14 protein-coding genes are annotated in these 19,019 nt (G+C 65.8%); 8 read left to right on the plus strand and 6 right to left on the minus strand.

Translation table 11 applies throughout. The features are described 5' to 3' along the window. Positions 1-252: 252 nt before the first annotated feature. Positions 253-4,773 (plus strand): autotransporter domain-containing protein, encoded by a 4,521-nt coding sequence (locus ABIE56_RS13460; RefSeq protein ID WP_429244293.1) that lies wholly within the window; start codon positions 253-255, stop codon positions 4,771-4,773. Here ABIE56_RS13460 and ABIE56_RS13465 read toward each other — a convergent pair. The 3 genes from ABIE56_RS13465 to ABIE56_RS13475 form a co-directional block, all read right to left on the minus strand. Further along, the gene (locus tag ABIE56_RS13465) at positions 4,770-5,234 is read right to left on the minus strand and encodes a GNAT family N-acetyltransferase (protein ID WP_429244294.1); all 465 of its coding nucleotides are present in this window, start codon (positions 5,232-5,234) and stop codon (positions 4,770-4,772) included. The genes ABIE56_RS13460 and ABIE56_RS13465 overlap by 4 nt on opposite strands. A 101-nt stretch (positions 5,235-5,335) precedes the next feature. Next, positions 5,336-5,968, minus strand: a complete 633-nt coding sequence (ssb, locus tag ABIE56_RS13470; RefSeq protein WP_429244295.1) for a single-stranded DNA-binding protein — start codon at positions 5,966-5,968, stop codon at positions 5,336-5,338. 233 nt (positions 5,969-6,201) lie between these two features. Then, positions 6,202-7,416, minus strand: a complete 1,215-nt coding sequence (locus tag ABIE56_RS13475) for an MFS transporter (RefSeq protein WP_429244296.1) — start codon at positions 7,414-7,416, stop codon at positions 6,202-6,204. A 132-nt stretch (positions 7,417-7,548) separates the two neighbouring features. Between ABIE56_RS13475 and ABIE56_RS13480 the strand changes: the two genes are divergently transcribed. Further along, positions 7,549-8,547 (plus strand): polyprenyl synthetase family protein, encoded by a 999-nt coding sequence (locus tag ABIE56_RS13480; protein ID WP_429244297.1) that lies wholly within the window; start codon positions 7,549-7,551, stop codon positions 8,545-8,547. A gap of 135 nt (positions 8,548-8,682) precedes the next feature. Here the strand turns inward: ABIE56_RS13480 and ABIE56_RS13485 are convergent, their stop codons facing one another. The 3 genes from ABIE56_RS13485 to ubiH form a co-directional block, all read right to left on the minus strand. Next, positions 8,683-9,477 (minus strand): dienelactone hydrolase family protein, encoded by a 795-nt coding sequence (locus tag ABIE56_RS13485; RefSeq protein WP_429244298.1) that lies wholly within the window; start codon positions 9,475-9,477, stop codon positions 8,683-8,685. A 153-nt stretch (positions 9,478-9,630) separates the two neighbouring features. Then, positions 9,631-10,842 (minus strand): FAD-dependent oxidoreductase, encoded by a 1,212-nt coding sequence (locus ABIE56_RS13490; RefSeq protein ID WP_429244299.1) that lies wholly within the window; start codon positions 10,840-10,842, stop codon positions 9,631-9,633. Beyond that, entirely contained in the window at positions 10,839-12,047 is a 1,209-nt protein-coding gene (gene ubiH, locus ABIE56_RS13495; RefSeq protein WP_429244300.1) for a 2-octaprenyl-6-methoxyphenyl hydroxylase, read from the minus strand. The genes ABIE56_RS13490 and ubiH overlap by 4 nt, the downstream gene beginning before the upstream one ends. Before the next feature lie 70 nt (positions 12,048-12,117). Here ubiH and ABIE56_RS13500 point away from each other — a divergent pair, with 70 nt between their 5' ends. The 6 genes from ABIE56_RS13500 to apaG all read left to right on the plus strand — a co-directional run bounded on the left by ABIE56_RS13500 (position 12,118) and on the right by apaG (position 18,966). Then, the gene (locus tag ABIE56_RS13500) at positions 12,118-12,678 is read left to right on the plus strand and encodes a cob(I)yrinic acid a,c-diamide adenosyltransferase (RefSeq protein ID WP_429244301.1); all 561 of its coding nucleotides are present in this window, start codon (positions 12,118-12,120) and stop codon (positions 12,676-12,678) included. A 147-nt stretch (positions 12,679-12,825) separates the two neighbouring features. Beyond that, the gene (locus ABIE56_RS13505; RefSeq protein ID WP_429244302.1) at positions 12,826-15,345 is read left to right on the plus strand and encodes an LPS-assembly protein LptD; all 2,520 of its coding nucleotides are present in this window, start codon (positions 12,826-12,828) and stop codon (positions 15,343-15,345) included. Between the two features lie 30 nt (positions 15,346-15,375). Further along, complete coding sequence (locus tag ABIE56_RS13510) at positions 15,376-16,752, plus strand: peptidylprolyl isomerase (RefSeq protein ID WP_429244303.1); 1,377 nt, start codon at positions 15,376-15,378, stop codon at positions 16,750-16,752. 6 nt (positions 16,753-16,758) lie between these two features. Continuing rightward, the gene (gene pdxA / locus ABIE56_RS13515; RefSeq protein ID WP_429244304.1) at positions 16,759-17,754 is read left to right on the plus strand and encodes a 4-hydroxythreonine-4-phosphate dehydrogenase PdxA; all 996 of its coding nucleotides are present in this window, start codon (positions 16,759-16,761) and stop codon (positions 17,752-17,754) included. Then, complete coding sequence (gene rsmA, locus ABIE56_RS13520; protein WP_429244305.1) at positions 17,751-18,530, plus strand: 16S rRNA (adenine(1518)-N(6)/adenine(1519)-N(6))-dimethyltransferase RsmA; 780 nt, start codon at positions 17,751-17,753, stop codon at positions 18,528-18,530. The genes pdxA and rsmA overlap by 4 nt, the downstream gene beginning before the upstream one ends. Positions 18,531-18,582: 52 nt before the next feature. Beyond that, the gene (gene apaG, locus ABIE56_RS13525) at positions 18,583-18,966 is read left to right on the plus strand and encodes a Co2+/Mg2+ efflux protein ApaG (protein ID WP_429244306.1); all 384 of its coding nucleotides are present in this window, start codon (positions 18,583-18,585) and stop codon (positions 18,964-18,966) included. Positions 18,967-19,019 lie beyond the last annotated feature (53 nt).

Genomic DNA, 19,019 nt, shown 5'->3' on the forward strand with positions numbered 1-19,019 from the left:
CGTCCGTGCGTGGGCGGCAGTGATCCATGAGTCTAGGCGCCGTATCCGGGCCCGGCACTAGGCCTTAAGACCGACCCCGCAGCGCACGGAATCGCAAGAAAAAGTGCCTTTCGCAAACCTTTCGTCGCTACTGGCAAGTCGAAAACTGTTACGGCAAGATTCCGCGACCAACAGGGGGACAACATGGAAGCTTTGCGCGGTGTGGGAGCACCCGGTCGGACGGCCGTGGACGTTTGGGGGAAGCCACGCGTCATGGCGTTGGCCGTGGCATTGGCACTGGGCCTCTCAGGCTGCGGGGGCGGCGGCGGAGGTGGCGGCGGGAACGTCAAGGCCACGACACCGCCAGCGAACACGACCAGCCCGACCAACCCCACTAACCCATCAAATCCTTCCACGCCCACCGGTATCCCAGGCGGCGAATTCGATGTCGCCGCCGGCCAGTCGTCGACCGTGGATGATGTGATCACGGGAGCGGCAGGCGTCACCAAGGGTGGTGCAGGCACGCTCACCCTGACCGGCACTAACCTCTACAGCGGCGCTACCCAGGTCAACGCTGGCGTATTGAATGTCGACGGCGATCAGTCAACCGCCACAGGTGCTACGTCAGTCGCCAGCGGCGCAACGCTTGGAGGACACGGCACTATCGGTGGTGACGTCAACATCGGCGATGGTGGCACGCTGGCGCCCGCCTCGAGCGGTTACGTCGGCACACTTACGATCAAGGGCAACCTCAATCTGTCCGCAGGCTCGGTGCTCAACTATGACTCCGGTCCCGTGCCTGGGGGCACCGGCGACGATCTCATCAACGTCAAGGGCAACCTTCGTCTTGACGGCACGCTCAACGTCAACGTAATCGGCGGCGGCGACCTGGGGCCGGGCGTGCACCGCTTGATCAACTACGACGGCACCCTGGCCGATAACGGCCTGGAACTGGGCGCGCTACCGTCTCCGTACTGGGCCATACAGACCAGCGTGGCCCATCAGGTGAACCTGGTGGATACCCGTGGCATGACGTTCACCTTCTGGGATGGTTCCGGGCCCAAGGGGAATGGCGTGATCGATGGCGGCAGCGGCACGTGGGTGGTTAACACGCCGGATGCGAGCTGGACCGACACCACGGGCACACTGAACTCGCGCTTCTCCAATGGCGCGTTCGCGGTCTTCCAGGGCATGCCCGGCACGGTGACGGTCAGCGACCCAAGCGGCTCCCTTAACACCCCGGGCATGCAGTTCGCCAGCGACGGCTATGTGATCCAGGGCGATGCCATACACCTCGCCGGCGCCACGCTCGGTGACACGCAAACGACCATCCGGGTTGGCGACGGTACCGCCGCCGGTGCCAGCTTCAAGGCCACGATCAACAACGAACTGACAGGCTTCGTCTCGCTCGACAAAACCGATGCGGGAACATTGGTGTTGGGTGGGAATAACACCTACACCGGCGGCACGACGATCAGCGGCGGTACGCTGCAGGTCGGCAACGGGGGCACGAGTGGCTCCATCACCGGGAACGTGATCAACAACGGCACATTGGCATTCGACCGTAGTGATAACTCGGTCTTTGGATACGAAATTAGCGGTACTGGCAACCTGGTAAAGGCGGGTGCGGGAACACTCACGCTCCTCTGGCAAAACAGCTACACCGGGGGCACCGCCATCACGGGTGGCGTGCTCGAGCTACAGCGGGGTACGCCAGGTTCGGGTGCCATCATCGTTGGTAATCCCGACGACGTCATGCAGTTCGACCCGGCCTCCATCCTTCAGGTCGACCCGCAGACCATCCTGACCAACGTCATTACGCTGCAGGGTAATGGCATCCTGGATAACGCCGGCCAGGTGGCGGCCGTCGACAGCCGCTTTACATACAGCGGTTCGCTTGCGGTATGGAATCACGATGGCGGCGTCATCGCTGGCTCGCATGCGGGCATCTCGCTGGACGGCCCCGAGAGCGAGATCCTCAACAGCGCGGGCGCCATGGTCGAAGGCGATGACTACGGCATCTATTTTCCCAGTGGCGGCCAGGTCCACAACCAGGACGCAGGAAGCACCATTCGCTCTCTCAGCGGTACGGCCATTAGCGCGCGCGGCGGGGTGGCCATCGTGGAAAACCTCGCTGGTGCTTCTGTGCTCGCTTCAGGCATCGCCATCGACATCCAGGCGGGTGGCGGGGTCCTCAACGATGGCGCCGGGAGCACGATCAGGTCCCTGAACGATGCCGCCGTACACGTACTTGGCGATGCTGCCAATGTGACCAATCGAAACGGCGCAACCATCACGAGCCCTACTACCGCGCTATATCTTCAGCACGGGGGCTACGTGACGAACGGCGCCGGCTCTACGATCACAAGCACGGGCGCCGGCAGCGGGGCGTGTACGGGGTCGGGCGGCTGCGCTATTTACGTCGAATCGAATGCACAGACGGCATCGACGCTCGATGGCGGGGTGACGCTGGTCAACGCTGGCACCATCTTCGGCAACGTACAGCTGCTTCCCACCTCGCATAATAGCGTAACCCTCACCGCGGGCGGTGTTATCCACGGCGATCTGTCGATTGGCACGGGCCATACCTCTTCCCTGAGCCTGAATGGTGCGTCAGGGACGACCCAATATTATTCCCAGGCGGTAACCGGCCACACCACATTCGACGGTGGCCTTAGTGTCGTGAATGGTGCGAAGTGGGTCATCGATACGAACGACCTCACCGCAGGGAGTGTCGGTGTCGGTACGGGAAGCACGCTGCAAGTCGGCGACGGCACGACAAACGGCTGGCTTGGCGATGCCACGTACAGCATAGGCCGCGGTACGCTCATTTTCGATCGCAGCGACGACCTCACTTTCGCTGGCTCCATCTACGGTGTCAGTTCAGAGCCTTACAGTGACACGCTGATCAAGGCCGGTAGCGGCAAGCTCACGGTGGCGCTGTCGGGCTATAACTTCAGCCCCTCGAACATCGCCGTCCAGGATGGCACGCTGCAGATCGATAACACGGGAGCCCTGCCGGCGCCGGATATCGGAAACTATCCGTTGTCCGCATCGATAAAGAACGACAGCGCGCTGGTGTTCGATAGCAACCTTTACATCGATGCCGGTGGCGTCATTTCCGGGCATGGTTCGGTGACGAAGAACGGTTCAGGCATCGTGGCCCTGGAAGCGCAGGACACGTATACCGGCGTCACCACGGTCAACGAAGGCTTGTTGATGACGCGGTACGCTCTGCCAGGCGGCGTCACCGTGGCCCAGGGTGGCATGATCGATGGCATAAACTTCGCTTCGCGACCGGGCCCGGGACTCGCCGGCGTCGGCGGCGACCTCGCCAATGCTGGCAAGGTCGCCGTACATGGGGGCGACACGGTGGTGGGCGGCAGCTACACGCAGGCATCCACCGGTACGCTCGCCGTCAGCCTGGGAAGCCAGCTTGCCGTCAGCGGATCTGCGACGCTCAACGGGGGCAAGCTTGAAATCACGGGTGCGGATAGCGGCTACGTCGTGAACACGCACACGCCTGTGCTGACAGCAGCTACGGGACTGACCGGCACGTTCGGCCAGCTGGTAAAGGATACTGGCGTGGTCTTTACCGCGACGACGATCCACTACGACGCCAACAGCGCGTGGCTCGACACGACCGGCCTGAACGTGACCACCGCGGCCGCGGGCAACGGCGTGGCGTACACGCCAACTTCGCTCAACAGCGCCCAGCGTGTGCAGGGTGCCTTCACCCAGCTCAATACGGCGATCGCCAGCGGGAACAGCAGCAATGTGTCGCAGGCCTTCGTGCAGGCCGCGGGCCAGTTCCAGCAGGCGCCCACCCTGCAGGCAGCGCAGGCGTCGTTGCAGAGTGTTTCCGGACAGCTGCACGCAGCGAGTGCCGCGATGACCTTTGAAGCCATCGATGCATCCGGTCGTGCACTGGCCGATCACTTTGACGACGTACTGGGCAAGAACACAGCGTTCGGCACCTGGACACAGAACCTCAACGTAGGCGGCGACATGGGCCGCGCCGGATACGATGGTGTCGGCTTCCAGTTGAACGGCTGGCTGGTCGGCAACGACCGGCAGATCGGCGGCAACGGCGTGGCAGGCTTCGCGTTCGGCCAGAGCCAGGGCCAGCAGCGGCTGGATGGGAGCATCGACCGCAACCGCAGCCGCAATACCGAGGGCATGTTGTACGCGGGCTGGCTCAACGGGAACTGGTACACGCAGGGCCGTATCGGCTTCGGCCACTTCCAGCAGGATGTGAGTCGCGAGCTGCTCCTGGGGACCAGCGCGCAAGGCGTATCCACCAACTACAGCGGCAACTACAACGTCGCGTACGGCGAGAGCGGCCTGCACCTGGATGCGGGTGGCACGCGCATCATGCCGTTCGTGAACCTGGAATACGCCAGTATCAACCGCGATGGCTTCACCGAGCAGGGCGCGGGCGGCTTCGGCCTGCGCACCAACGCGCAGAACATCGATCGCTGGCAGGCGGGCGTGGGCATGCGCGCCTCGCATCACTGGAACCTCGATGGCGGCCGCGGCATCGACTTCACCGCGGGTGCGCAGTTCCGCCGCACGCTGGCTTCACACGGCGATGTGTTCGACGCCAGCTTCGTAGGCTTGCAACAGTGGCAGCCGCTGATTGGCGTGGGCCTGTCGCGTTACAGCGGGGTGTTGAACATGGGGCTCAATGCGGCGCTATCGGCGCGCACGACGCTGAACGTCGCGTATGACTACGAGAAGGGCCAGCGTGACCAGGCGCAGACGGTGTCGGCGCGGGTGAACGTGGCTTTCTAAAGCGCCAGGTGGAAAAACTGATTGAAGCTACTGGCCTCGTAGTCGCCGAACGCGGGCCCTGCTACGAACCCGCGCTTGCGATAGAGAACAAGCGCGGGTTCAAAAGCATCGCCACTGCCGGTCTCAAGGCTAAGCCGGCGTAGGCCGCGCCGCCGGGACTCGACCACGATATGTTCCAGCATGGCTGTCGCCGCACCCTGGCGGAGAAAGTCCGGGTGCGTACGCATCGACTTCAGTTCACCCGAGTCAGCGTTCCACTGTTTCAGCGCACCGACCGACGCAATGCGGCCGTCGTGCCATGCCGTCCACACAGTGACACTGGGCGCCTTGAGACCGGACACGTCGAGGGCAAACACGCTGCCCACGGGTGAGTTGGCGTGCATCTGACGCAGGTGCAAGGCAAGCAGCGCGAGCGTGGGCTCACCTGTCAGGTCGTCTTCGTGAATGGTGTACTCGTTCATGGGGTCGAGCATGCCATGAGTGGCGGCGTCGCCAACCACAAAAGAAAGCCCCGCACATGGCGGGGCTTTCCAGAAGGACAAAGTTGCCGGGCAACCGTGGCTCAGAACGGAATATCGTCGTCGTCAAAGCCTTCGTTGACCGGCGGGGCCGAACGCGCCGGGGCGTTGCCGCCACCGCGCTGCTGGCCGTAGTCATCGCCGCCGCGGTTGCCGCCGCCGTAGTTGCCGCCGCCCTGGCCGCCGCGCTGCTGGCCACCGCCACCACCGCCGCCCCAGTTGCCGCCACCGCCGGCGCCGCCGGCACCACCACCGCCGTAGCTGCCACCGCCCTGGCCGCCGCGGGCCTGCTGCGGACGGCTGCCGCCGCCGAAGCCACCACCACCGCCGCCTTCGCCACCCTGGCCGCCGAGCATCTGCATTTCGTTCGCGATGATGTCGGTGCTGTAGCGCTCGACGCCATCCTTATCGGTGTACTTATCGGTACGCAGCGAGCCTTCGATATAGACCTGACGGCCCTTCTTCAGGTATTCGCCGGCGATTTCAGCGAGCTTGCCGAACAGCTTCACGCGGTGCCACTCGGTGCGTTCCTGCTTCTCGCCGCTCTGCTTGTCGTTCCAGGCCTCCGATGTAGCGATGCGCAGGCTGGTGATCGCCGTGCCGCTACCGGTGTACCGGGTTTCCGGATCCGCGCCGAGGTTGCCGACGATGATGACCTTGTTGATGCCGCGTGCCATTGATTTTCCTCGAGTACGTGATGCGCCCTTCGCACCAGGCAGCCAGGGGGCCACCGGAAGAGCGGACCGGATAGTGTGGGCGATGGTGCGGCCTTCGGCAATGCCGTAGCAAGGGGCCGCAGCCGCGACATTATGTAGGCCTGCGTCTCACCGCCCGCGATCCTGTCGGTCGGGCGTCGCATCGCCTGCGATGCCCCGTAGGAGCGCGCTTGTGCGCGATCCATGTGCACCGCTCAGTCCGATGCTGCGGCATCGCCGATCGCGCGCGGGCGCGCTCCTGCAAGGGCCGGCATGTTCCACAGGACCAGGGGGAGCCAGGCCAGGGTGAGGGCGGCGGCGGCGCCGAACACGCCGTGCAGGCCAAGGGCGCCAAGGGCCACGCCGCCCACGGCACCACCGACGAAGGCGCCGAAGAACTGGCTGGTGGAATAGGCGCCCATGGCCGCGCCGCGAAGGTGGGCCGGCGCGATCCGCGAGACGAGGCTGGGCAGCGCGGCCTCGAGCAGGTTGAAGGCGGAGAAGAACACGGCCGCGGCGGAGCCCAGCAGCCATTCGTGGGTCGTGGCCAGGGCCATGCCGGCCATCGCCAGGCCCAACGCTACCACGCAGCCCACCACCATGCGGGCGCTACGGGCGGTATCGCGCATGCGCGGCATGAAGGCGCCCATGACCAACGCCGCGATCACCATCACCGGCAGGTAGAGCGTCCAGTGCCGGGCCACCGGCACATCAAAGGTATCGGTCAGCAGGATGGGCAGCCCCACGAAGCTGGCCGTCAGCAGCGCGTGCAGGAAGAACACCGAGCCGTTGAGCACCAGCATGCTGCGGTCACGCAGCATGGCAAGGATGTCGCGGAACGTGCCGGTGGCCGGCCGTTCGGCCCGCACGGGCGTGGGTACCAGCCACCACAACAGCAGCATGGCCACGAGCGCCAGCAGCGAGGTGAGCCCAAACAGGCCGCCCAGGCCGGCGACCGATTCCAGCGGCGGCCCCAGGATGAGCGCCAGCAGGAACGAAAGGCCGATGGAAACGCCGATGATGCCCATGACCTTGCTGCGGTTCGCATCCGCGGTGAGGTCGGCCGCGAGGGCCGTGCCGGCACCCGCGACGGCGCCCATGCCCTGCAGGGCGCGGCCCAGCACGATGCCCATGAGGGTATGCGATGTCGCCGCCACCAGGCCGCCTGCCGCGAATACCAGCAGGCCCAGCGTAATGGCCGGCTTGCGGCCGATCCGGTCCGAAAGCATGCCCAGCGGCACCTGGAGAAGCATCTGGCCCATGCCGTACACGCCAAGGGCCAGCCCTACCCACAAGGGCGTGGCATCGGGCATGGCCCGGGCATACACGGAAAAAACCGGGAGGATCAGGAACAGGCCGAACAGCCGAAGGCTGATCACCAGGGCCAGGGTCAGGGCGCTGCGACGTTCCAGGGGGCTGAGCTGGCTCACCGACGGTTCGATCCAAGGGCGGCACCGGGGCCGATGCCGGGCGTGATTATACGGATCGCGGCATCATGACGATTCAAAGCACCGCCGCATCCTTCATAATGTGGGCTGATTTGCCGCATCCATGACGGGCCCATGCCATCCATTGCCGAAAGCCAGACCCCTATTGATTTCGCCAGCGTCCGCGCCTTGGCCGCTGACGACATGCGGGAGGTGGATGCACTCATCCGGCACCGGCTGTCGTCCGATGTGGTGCTGATCAACCAGATCGCCGAACACATCATCGCCGGTGGCGGCAAGCGGCTGCGGCCCATGCTGCACGTACTGGCGGCCCGCACCGCGGGTTACCAGGGCATTGAACACGCCAAGCTCGCTGCCATTATCGAATTCATCCACACCTCCACCCTGCTCCACGACGATGTGGTGGATGAGTCGGATATGCGCCGCGGGCGGAAAACCGCCAATGCGCTGTGGGGTAATGCCGCCAGCGTGCTGGTAGGCGATTTCCTTTATTCGCGTTCATTCCAGCTGATGGTGGAACTGGATGACATGCGGATCATGCGCATCCTGGCGAACACCACCAACACCATTGCCGAAGGCGAAGTGCTGCAGCTGTTGAATATCGGCAATGCGGATGTGGACGAGGCGGCCTACCTGGCCGTGATCGAACGCAAGACCGCGGTGCTGTTCGCTGCCGCAACCGAGCTGGGCGGCGTGCTGGGTGGCCTGCCCGATGACCAGGTGGCGGCACTGCGCCGCTACGGCATGGAGCTGGGTTACGCATTCCAGATCGCGGATGACCTGCTCGATTACGTCTCCGATGCCGATACGCTGGGCAAGAACATCGGCGATGACCTCGCCGAAGGTAAGCCAACCCTGCCGCTTATCTATGCCATGCAGACGGCGGATCCCGACCAGTTGAAGTCGCTGCGCCACGCCATCGAACACGGTGGGCTGGATTCGCTGGATCGCATCATCGCGGCCATCCGCGATTCGGGTGCGCTCGATCGCGTGCACGAGAAGGCGGTATCGCATGCCTTGGCCGCGCGCGAAGCACTGGCCGTATTGCCGGCATCCGCGTTCCGCGATGCGCTGGCGACGCTGGCGGATTATTCGGTCGAACGCCGGTTCTGATTAGCCCGCCGACGTTCGACGGCACCCTGTAGGAGCGCGCTTGCGCGCGATAGGCAGCCGCTTCATCGCTGCGTTGGCTTATCGCGCGCAAGCGCGCTCCTACATGGGTTTATCGCGCGCAAGCGCGCTCCTACATTACTTTTTGAAAGCTTCGGCCAGCCAGGCTTTCATCGCGGCGTAGGCGCGCGTGGCCACCTTGGCGTCGTAGCGGCAATTGCCCGTGGTATCGGTGGCTTCCTTCTCCGTGAAGCAATGCACCGCGTTGCCGTAATCGACCGATGCCCAGTCGATCTTGTCGGCTCGCATCTCTGCTTCGAAGGCCGTGCGCTGCTCAGGCGGCACGTTGGCATCGTCGGCGCCGTTGAGCGCTAGCACGTGCGTATTCGGCTGGATCTTCGAGCCAAGCTTCGAGTCATCGGAAAGCAGGCCGTGGAAGGTCACCACCGCCGCCACATCGGCGCCGGTACGAGCGAGGTCGAGCACGGCCGAACCGCCAAAGCAGAAACCGATCGCGGCGAGGTGCGCCGGGTCGATGGGGGCGTTCTTTTCCTGCGCCTTCAGCTCATCGAAGGCCCGGGTCACACGCGTGCGCATGAGCTTGCGATCGCCGTAGAGCGGCTTCACTGCAGCGCCCGCTTCATCGGCGCTCTTCGGGCGCGTATCGCCGCCGTACATATCCGTCAGCAGGATCACGTAATCCTTGCCGGCAATTTCCTTGGCCTTGGCGACGGCCATGTCATTGATGCCGTACCAGTTCGGGACCATGACCAGGCCGGGGCGCTTCGTCTTCACGGCATCGTCGTAGACGAGGAAGCTCTTGTAGGTCACGCCGCCCTCGGTCCACTGGACCGGCTTGGCGACCATGCCCGCATGGGCGCTACCCGCGGCGCCCATGACGAGGAGTGACAAGGCAAGCAACGTACGGCGCATCGGCGTTCTCCCTGGTTGGATGCGGCGAAGCATAACCGCTTAGCCGCACGAAACGCTGGTGGCCGCACCTGCAGGAGCGCGCTTGCGCGCGATACACGCTGCCGCGAGCACCCATCGCGCGCAAGCGTGCTCCTACAAGGGCCGGCGACCGGGCTAGAGCCCGGCGGCGTGCTGGGAGAGCTTGCGCTTCAGGGGGGAAAGGCGATCGAGCAGGCGTACGCCCAGGCCGCGGGCGGTGACCAGGGGCGATGCGCTCCAGCCATAGATGCGGGCCAGCGCATCGAACGAGCGGGCATCCAGTTCATCGGCGCTGCGGCGGCGGCGCGCGTAACGGCGCAGCACGTGCGTGGCGGCGAAATCACGGCCAGCGGCGCGCGCGTCAACAAGCGTATCGCGCAGTTCCGCCACGTCGCGCAGGCCCAGGTTCACTCCCTGGCCGGCCAACGGGTGTACCGCGTGCGCCGCATCACCCAGCAACACCAGCCGCCCTACTTCGTAGCGATCGGCCAGCTTCAGGCGCAAGGGGAACGCCGCGCGGCGGGTCACGCTCTCGATCGGGCCCAGGCGGAAATCGCTGGCGATGCCCAGCGCCGCGCGGAACCCGTCGTCATCCAGCGCCAGCACGCGCTGTGCCTCGGGCTCAGGCAACGACCACACGATGGAACTGCGCCCATCAGCCAGCGGCAGGAAAGCCAGCGGGCCGCCGGGCAGAAAACGTTGCCACGCGGTACGTTCGTGTGAGCGCGCCGTGCCTACATGTGCCACGACGCCACGCTGCGCATAGTCGCGCCCGTGCGTGCCGATCCCCACCATGGCCCGCAGCGGCGATTCCGCACCATCCGCAGCCACAACCAGCTTTGCGGCGAGCACCTGGCCATCGGCCAGCTCCAGCTGCGCGCGATCCTCGCGCATGCTGTAACCGGTGACCTCGGCAGGCACCACACGGCGCACGCCGGCGTCATCCAGCGCGTGCCAGAGCACGGCCTGCACCAGGTTGTTCTCGACGATGTAGCCGAGCACGTCGCGGCCTTCATCGGCGGCATCGAAATGCAGGGTTGCGCCGTTCTCGGCATCCCACACCACCATGCGCTCGTACGGCGAGGCACGCCCTTCGCGTATGCGCTGCCACACCCCGAGCTGATCCAGCAGCTGGATGGACGAAGAGGCGAGGCCAACCACGCGCAGATCCACGTCATGTGCCGCGGCCCAGGCCGCCGGCTCGCGTGCATCGACCAGGGCGACGCTGAAGCCGGCGCGGGCGAGCGCCAACGCGGCGGCCGCACCCACCATGCCACCGCCAACGATTGCCACATCCAGCAGGGCACCGCGACGCCGCGGCGTGTCCGTGTTCCAGGTATCGCTCACGGCGTCTTCTCCCGCACGGCAAACGGTGCGTTGGCACGGAAGCCCATGCCGCGCCGGCTCAACGCGTGGCGCAGCGGCGGGACGCGGTCCAGGGCCAGCATGGCCAGCGAGCGCAACGGCCCCAACAGCGGCTGGTCAAGGCAGGCCAGCCGGACCAGGCCGTGGCTCATCGCCATCGTGCCTTCGCGATCGGGGGTACGGCGACGTTCGTATTCCGTCAGCAGCGCCGCGGCACCCGGATCGCCACCTGCCGCAACCAGCTCTGCCAGGGTGAGCGCATCGCGCAGGCCAAGGTTGAAACCCTGGGCGCCAATCGGGTGCACGGTCTGCGCGGCGTTCCCTACCAGCACCGCGCGGGGGCCGGTGAGCGCTTCCGCGGCAACGCGCCGGATCGGATATGGCACCCGCTTTCCGGGACGGGCCAGCCGCCCCAGCCGCCAGCCGAAGCGCTCCTGCGCCAGCGCGGCAAATGCGGCATCGTCCATCGCGGCCACCGCATCAGCCTGCCCGGCCGCCACGGTCAGCACCAGGCCGATCCGGCGCTCCGCCAGCGGCAGCACCGCCACCGGGCCATCGTCGGTGAAGCGTTCGAAGGCGCGGCCCCGCGGGTCGCGCTCCGGCGTCATGGTGCTGACAAACAGCGCCTGCCGGTAATCGTGCTCGCGGGTACCGATGCCCAGTTGCGAGCGGATACCCGAGGTGGTGCCATCGGCGCCCACCAGCAGCGGTGTCGTCACGTGTTCCGTGCCATCCGGGCCCGTGATCGTCGCCCGCCATCCCCCCTCGACCGGCTCGATATGCGCCACCCGGGCCGGTGCGCGGCGAACCAGCAGGCGGCATTTCGCCAGGCGGTTCAACAGGGCCTCACCCAGCTCGCGCGCGGGCAAGGTCCAGCCCAGCGCATCCACGCCTTCGGCGGCGGCATCCATCCGCACGCTGCCAAAGTCGCCGGCGCGGCTCGTATGAATATGCGTGATGGGCGTGGCCCGCTGGCGTGCCAGGTCCCACACGCCGATCGCGGCCAGCCCGTTCACGGTGGCCCGGGCCAGCGCCAGGTTACGTTCGTCGTAGCTGGGCTGGTCGCCGACGCGGGGCGCGGCGGCTTCCACCAGCATGGCGGGGATGCCGGCGGTATCCAGGGCAATGGCAAGGCTGGCGCCAACCAGGCCGCCGCCGACGATGAGGATGGGGGATGCAGGGCTCATCCACGGATGATAGCGCCGTGGCGTGCAGGTGCCGTGGGTGCGGCGGGCCGCCGCACGCTAGAATCGGCGAATGGGTAACCGACTCTCGAAGATTTACACGCGTACCGGCGATGACGGCAGCACCGGCCTGGGCGATGGCAGCCGCACCGGTAAGGATTCCTTGCGGGTAGCCGCCTACGGCACGGTCGATGAGCTCAACAGCACGCTGGGCATGGTCATCGCCAGCGATGGCGTGGGCGACGATATCCGCGAGGTGCTGGTCCAGGTGCAGCACGAGCTGTTCGACCTGGGTGGCGAACTGTGCATCCCGGGCATGGCCATGGTGCAGGGTAAGGATATCGACCGGCTCGAGGCCGTGCTCGATGCCTTCAACGCCGACCTGCCCGCGCTGAAGGACTTCATCCTTCCTGGCGGGGGCATGGCGGCCTCCACCTGCCACCTCGCGCGCACCGTGTGCCGCCGCGCCGAGCGCGAGGTCGTGGCACTGGGCCGCGTGGAGGAAGTACGCCCCGAGGCGCAGCGTTACCTGAACCGTCTTTCAGACTTGTTGTTCGTGCTCGCGCGCGTGCTGGCGCGGCGCAGCGGCCACGGCGAGGTGTTGTGGCAACACGAGCGGCGCCCGCGCGGCTGAGCTGGCGGTGTAAGCTCAAGGGCACTGGCCCGGCGATCGCCGCCGTGCCCTCGCCAGGGGTTGGAGCTTATGCGTGGAGTGCCATCGTGCGATGCAGGCGGTGATTCTGCTAAGTTGGCCGCCTTTCGAACGGACAAGACCCCGCCCGTGACGCCCCGCAACAGCATCCTGCCTAAACGCCGCCTGCTGGCGACCGCCGTCGCCCTCGTCGTCTCCGGCACTGCCTGGCAAGCCCAGGCCCAGTCCACGCCAGCCGCCGCGACCACACCTGCGCCTGCGGTTTCCGCCGGCCACCCGGCATCCGAAGTCGAGACCTGCAAGCTCGGCTCGTTCATCTGTGCGCCGCGCCCGGTCAGCTACCTACTGTGCAGCCCCAACGCCATGCTGGACTTCTACGATCCTACGATCACGAAGGACACCACGCTGCGCGATACGGCTGTGACCGATACCGTGTCGAACATCAACGGCACCGAGGGCGTGAAGGTCGAAAGCCCCGAGCCGAACCTCTACCACATGACCGGCGGCGTTCGCCTGCAGCGTGCGGACCAGGTGTTGCAGGCCGAGGATGTCACCTACAACGCCGATTCCACGGCCTACGATGCGAAAGGCAACGTGCGCTACCAGGAAGCGGGCATGCTGCTGCGCGCCGACCGCATGACCGGCACCACCACGCCGAACCAGGGCGATGCCGACCACGTCACCTACCAGCTGCTGCAGTCGCGCGGCAACGGCGTGGCCGACCATGCCAAGGTCACCGACCCGACCCACGGCCGCATGCGCATGGCCACGTACTCCACGTGCGATGTGGGCAAGCACCAGTGGGAATTCCGCGCCAAGACCGTGGAGCTAAACAAGGACACCGGCGTAGGCACCGCCTGGAACGGCACCATGCGCTTCAAGGGCGTGCCGTTCATGTACCTGCCCTACTTCACGTTCCCGCTGGATGACCGGCGCAAGAGCGGCTTCCTGTATCCGACGTTTGGTTCGTCCAGCCATTCGGGCACGTACCTGACGCTGCCGTATTACCTGAACCTCGCACCGAATTACGATGCGACCATCACGCCCAGCTATTACACCGAGCGCGGCGCGATGCTGGGCGTGGAGTTCCGCTACCTGCAGCCGCGCTCCAACGGTACGTTCGATATCACGTACCTGGGCCACGACCGCGGCCCGGAAGATCCGGAGTTCGTGCAGTACGGCGATCGCGATGGTTCCAAGCAGCGCTGGCTGGCCAAGATCCAGAATTCGACCAACCTGGGCGATGGCTTCAACCTGGGCGTGAACATCAACCGCGCCTCGGATAACGAATACTTCCGCGACTTCGGCAACGACCTTTACAGCTCGTCGGTCGGCATCCTCACCTCCAGCGTCTATGTCTCCAAGGGCGGCAAGTACTGGAGCGCTTCGCTGGGCGTCGACGATTACCAGAACATGGATCCGGGCCTGCCGAATTACGTGGAGCCCTATAAGCGCTGGCCGCGTGCCACGTTCAACTCGGAAATCCCGCTCAATTCGTGGCTCGATGTGGGTATCGATTCCGAAGCCGTGGCCTTCCGCAAGTCGGACCGTGTCCCCGGCGTGCAGCCTGATGGCAACCGCCTCGACCTGGCCCCGTACATCTCGGCCGACTTTGGCGGCCCGTTCTGGTTCGCCCGGCCGCGCCTGGAGTACCGGTACACCGGGTACCAGATCGAAAACGACTACTTCAAGTCGAACTTCCCCGATCGTACGCCCTCGCGCGCCCTGCCGATCGCGAGCTACGACACGGGCCTGATCTTCGACCGCGCCACGCACCTGTTCGGCACGGATTACACGCAGACGCTCGAGCCGCGCGTGTATTACCTGTACGTGCCTTACCGCAACCAGGACAAGCTGCCGACGTTCGACACCAATGAAATGTCGTTCGACTTCTGGCAGCTGTTCACGACCAACCGTTTTGCCGGCGCCGATCGCCAGATGGATGCCAATAACGTCACCGCGGCGCTCACCACGCGCCTGCTCGACGATAACGGCGTGGAGCGTGTCTCGGCGGGCGTGGGTCAGATCCGCTACCTGAGCGATCAGAAGGTGCAGATGCCGGGCGTGCCGGCCACCGACTACAGCGGATCGGATTACGTCGCCCAGTTCGCCATCCAGCTCAACGACAAGTGGCGCGTGAACAGCTCCTACCAGTGGAACCCGAACAAGAAGCAGAGCCCGTACCTCGACCCGGATACGGGGCTCACCTACTTCCAGGGCCATGACACGGACCTGGCCACCGTCGCGTTCCAGCGCCGGATCAAAGGCGATGGCATCCTCAACTTCTCGTACCGGTACCGCCGGAACGTGATGGAACAATTCGATACCTCCGTGGTCTACCCCGTGTCAGAGCGCTGGCGTGCACTGGCGCGGTGGGTCTTCGCCCGCCGCGATATCGTGCCGGTCACACTCGACAACGGTGCCAGCTTCACCACGTTCACGTTCTCCCACCGGACCCTGGAAGCGGCCGCCGGCGTCGAATACGACAGCTGCTGCGTCGCCTTCCGCATCCTTGGCCGCCATTACGTCATGGATTACACCCGGCGGACCAATAACGCGATCATGTTTGAACTGGAATTCAAGGGCCTAGGCTCGCTGAACCCCCAGTCGGGCGAGTACCTGCGGCGTGCTATCCTTGGCTATCAATAAGTGGGGCAGGCGCCCCGGGCTCCCTATTAGATGAAGCAGATCCTCGCTTATTCCCTGCTCGCTGCCGCCATCGTGGCGGCCGTGCCCACCGCTCACGCGCAGCTCATGCCCCAGGCGCAGCCTGCCGGCGGTGGCGCCGCCATGGGCAATGGCTCGCTTGACCGCATCGTGGCCGTGGTGGAGGACGACATCATCCTCCAGAGCGAACTGAATGCGGCCATGGCCGCCATCCAGAAGCAGTACGCCGCGAACCCGGGCCAGCTGCCCCCGCAGGATGTGCTCGCCCGCCAGGTGCTCGATCGCCTCATCCTCATGAAGCTGCAGGTGTCGCGCGCCAACGACCAGAATATCCACGTCACCGACCAGGATATCGACGCGGCCGTGGGCAACGTGGCCCAGCAGAACAAGATGTCGGCGGAGCAGCTGCAGGCCGCGGTCACGCAGGATGGCATGAGCTGGCAGGGCTTCCGCCAGCAGATCTCCGACCAGTTGCTCACCCAGAAGCTGCATGAAAGCGTCGTGCGCGACCAGGTCACGGTCACGGATGCCGAAGTGAACAACCTGCTGGCCAGCCCCACCTACAAGGCGGGCGAAGTGCACCTGGCCCATATCCAGGTCAGCACCCCGGCCGAGGGCGGCGCCAGCGATATTGCCGCGGCCCAGGCCAAGGCGGACAAGGCCATCGCCGAGATCAAGGCCGGCAAGGATTTCAACGCGGTCGCCATCCAGTATTCCGATGCCCCCGACGCGCTCGATGGCGGTGACCTGGGCTGGCGCCGACTCGACGAAGTGCCGCCGGCCTTCGCCGATGCCGTGGGCTCGCTCAAGGCCGGTGAAACCACCGCGGCCCTGCGCGGCCCCACCGGTTTCCACATCCTGAAGCTGGTGGAAACCCGCCAGCCGGGCCGCCAGGTGGTCACCGAGTACCACGCGCGTCAGATCCTCATCAAACCGTCCGAAATCGTCACGCCGGAACAGGCGGAGAAGAAGGCGGAAGAGATCTACACCAAGGTCGCCGACAAGAAGGAAGACTTCGCCAAGCTGGCGAAGGATGACTCCAAGGACACCACCACGGCCAACGCCGGCGGCGACATGGGCTGGTTCCAGAAGGATGCATGGGGCCAGGCGATTTCCAGCCAGCTCGATGGCCTGAAGGAAAACGAGGTCTCCAAACCGTTCCAGACCGATGCCGGCTGGATCGTCATGCAGCTGCTGGGCACCCGCCAGAGCGATGTCACTGACGAATCGCAGCGCAACCAGGCCCGCCAGGCCATTGGTAACCGCAAGGCGGATGAGGCCTACGAGAGCTACCTGCGTGAAATGCGCTCGTCCTCGTTCGTCGATATCCGCGTGCCGGAACTGCGCGACCCGGACGACAAGCAGGCTTCGGCCCTCCAGCCGAAATAAAGCTGCATGAACGCGACGACCCTGCCGCGGCTCGCCGTTACCGCCGGTGAGCCCGCCGGGGTCGGCCCCGAACTGCTCGCACGCCTGGCGGCCAGCGACCTGGCCGCCGATATCGTCGCTATTACCGACCGCGAGCTGCTCGCCGGGGCGGCCGCCCGTTGCGACCTCGCCCTGCACCTGGCCGACGACGACGGCACCCGCATCACGCACCGCCCGGCAGGCCACCTTCGCGTACGCCATGTGCCACTGGGCGCGCCCGTGCGCTACGGCCAGCCCGATCCTGCCAACGCCCGGCACGTGCTCGACATGCTCGGCACGGCCGCGGATGGCTGCCTCGATGGTACGTTCGATGCGGTCGTCACGGGCCCCGTGCAGAAAGCCACCATCAACGACGCCGGGATCCCCTTCAGCGGCCATACCGAGTTCTTCGCCGAACGCGCGGGCGCCGAGGTGGTGATGATGCTCGCCAGCCCCGAGCTGCGCGTGACCCTGGCCACCACCCACCTGCCGCTTTCCGCGGTGCCGGCCGCGATCACGCCGGCCCTGCTTGAGCGCACCCTGCGCATTGTCCACGCTGCGCTGCGCGGGCACTTCGGGGTGGCTTCGCCACGCATTGCCGTGCTTGGCCTTAACCCACACGCGGGCGAAGACGGCCACCTGGGCCGCGAAGAAATCGACACGATCATCCCGCTGCTCGAGCGCCTGCGCGCCGGCGGCATGGACCTGATCGGCCCCCTGCCCGCCGATACGGCCTTCGTGCCGGCCATGCGCCCGCGCTACGACGCGGTGCTGGCCATGTACCACGACCAGGCCCTGCCGGTACTCAAGAGCGAAGCGTTCGACCGCACAGTCAACGTGACCCTCGGCCTCCCCTTCATCCGCACGTCCGTCGATCACGGTACCGCGCTCGACCTGGCCGGCACCGGCCGCGCCGATCCGGCCAGCCTGTTCGCCGCCACGCGCCTTGCCATTGAGCTTGCCCGCCAGCGGGCCACCGTATGAACGCACGCCCCAAAAAGAGCTTCGGCCAGCATTTCCTGCACGATAAGCGCTATATCGATCGCATCGTGTCGTCGATCGCCCCCAAGGATGGCGATACCGTCGTCGAGATTGGCCCGGGTGAAGGCGCCATGACCCTGCCGTTACTGGCGGTGGCGAAGAAGCTGACCGCCATCGAGCTCGATACCGACCTTATCCCCGGCCTGCAGGCGCGCGCCGCGCCCATCGGTGACCTGCGCATCGTGCATTCCGATGTGCTGAAGGTGGATTTCAGCGCGCTGGCGAAGGAACTGGGCGCCGAGCGCCTGCGCATCGCAGGCAACCTGCCCTACTACATTTCCAGCCCCATCCTGTTCCACTGCGTGGAACACGCGGCGGCCATCCAGGACATGCACTTCATGCTGCAGAAGGAAGTGGTGGACCGCATGGCCGCAGAGCCCGGCAGCAAGGTCTACGGCCGCCTCAGCGTCATGCTGCAGCTGGCCTGCAAGGTCACCCCGCTGTTCACCGTTCCGCCCGGCGCCTTCCGTCCGCCCCCGAAGGTGGATTCGGCGGTCGTGAGAATGGTCCCCCTGCCGCCCGATCAGTTGCCGAAGGGCGACCCGGCGAAGATCCACGCCGTGGTGAAGGCGGCTTTCGCCATGCGGCGTAAGACTTTATCCAATACGTTGAAGGGCCTGGTCGATGAGGCCACGATCCGTGAGCTCGGTATTGATCCAAAAGCCCGCGCGGAAACGCTCGCGCCGGGGGATTTCGTGAAGCTCGCGAACGCGACCTGAACAAGATACGGGCATACTTGCCCACCCCCTCCGCGTCCCACACAATCCCTGCATGAACTCGAAAACCCCCTACACGATCGACGTGGAGGTCGAAACCCGCTTCGTTCCCGACCAGTCGCACCCCGGTGATAACCGCTACGTGTTCGCCTATACGATCACGCTGCGCAACGCCGGTGTGACAGGCGCGCAACTGCTTGCGCGGCACTGGGTCATCACGGATGCGAACGGCAAGGTGGAAGAAGTGCGCGGCGATGGCGTGGTGGGCGAGCAGCCGTGGATGCGCCCGGGCGACACCTACGAGTACACCTCGGGCGCCGTGCTGGAGACCGCCGTGGGCACCATGGCGGGCAGCTACCGCATGGTGGCCGATGATGGTACGCACTTCGATACGCCGATCCCCGCGTTTGTCCTCTCCATTCCCCGTACGCTCCACTAGGATTCACGCATGGATAGCGCAAATGCCCGGTGCGGCGACATGAAGCGAGCAAC

This window comes from Luteibacter sp. 621, from assembly GCF_050435445.1.
Classification (GTDB): domain Bacteria; phylum Pseudomonadota; class Gammaproteobacteria; order Xanthomonadales; family Rhodanobacteraceae; genus Luteibacter.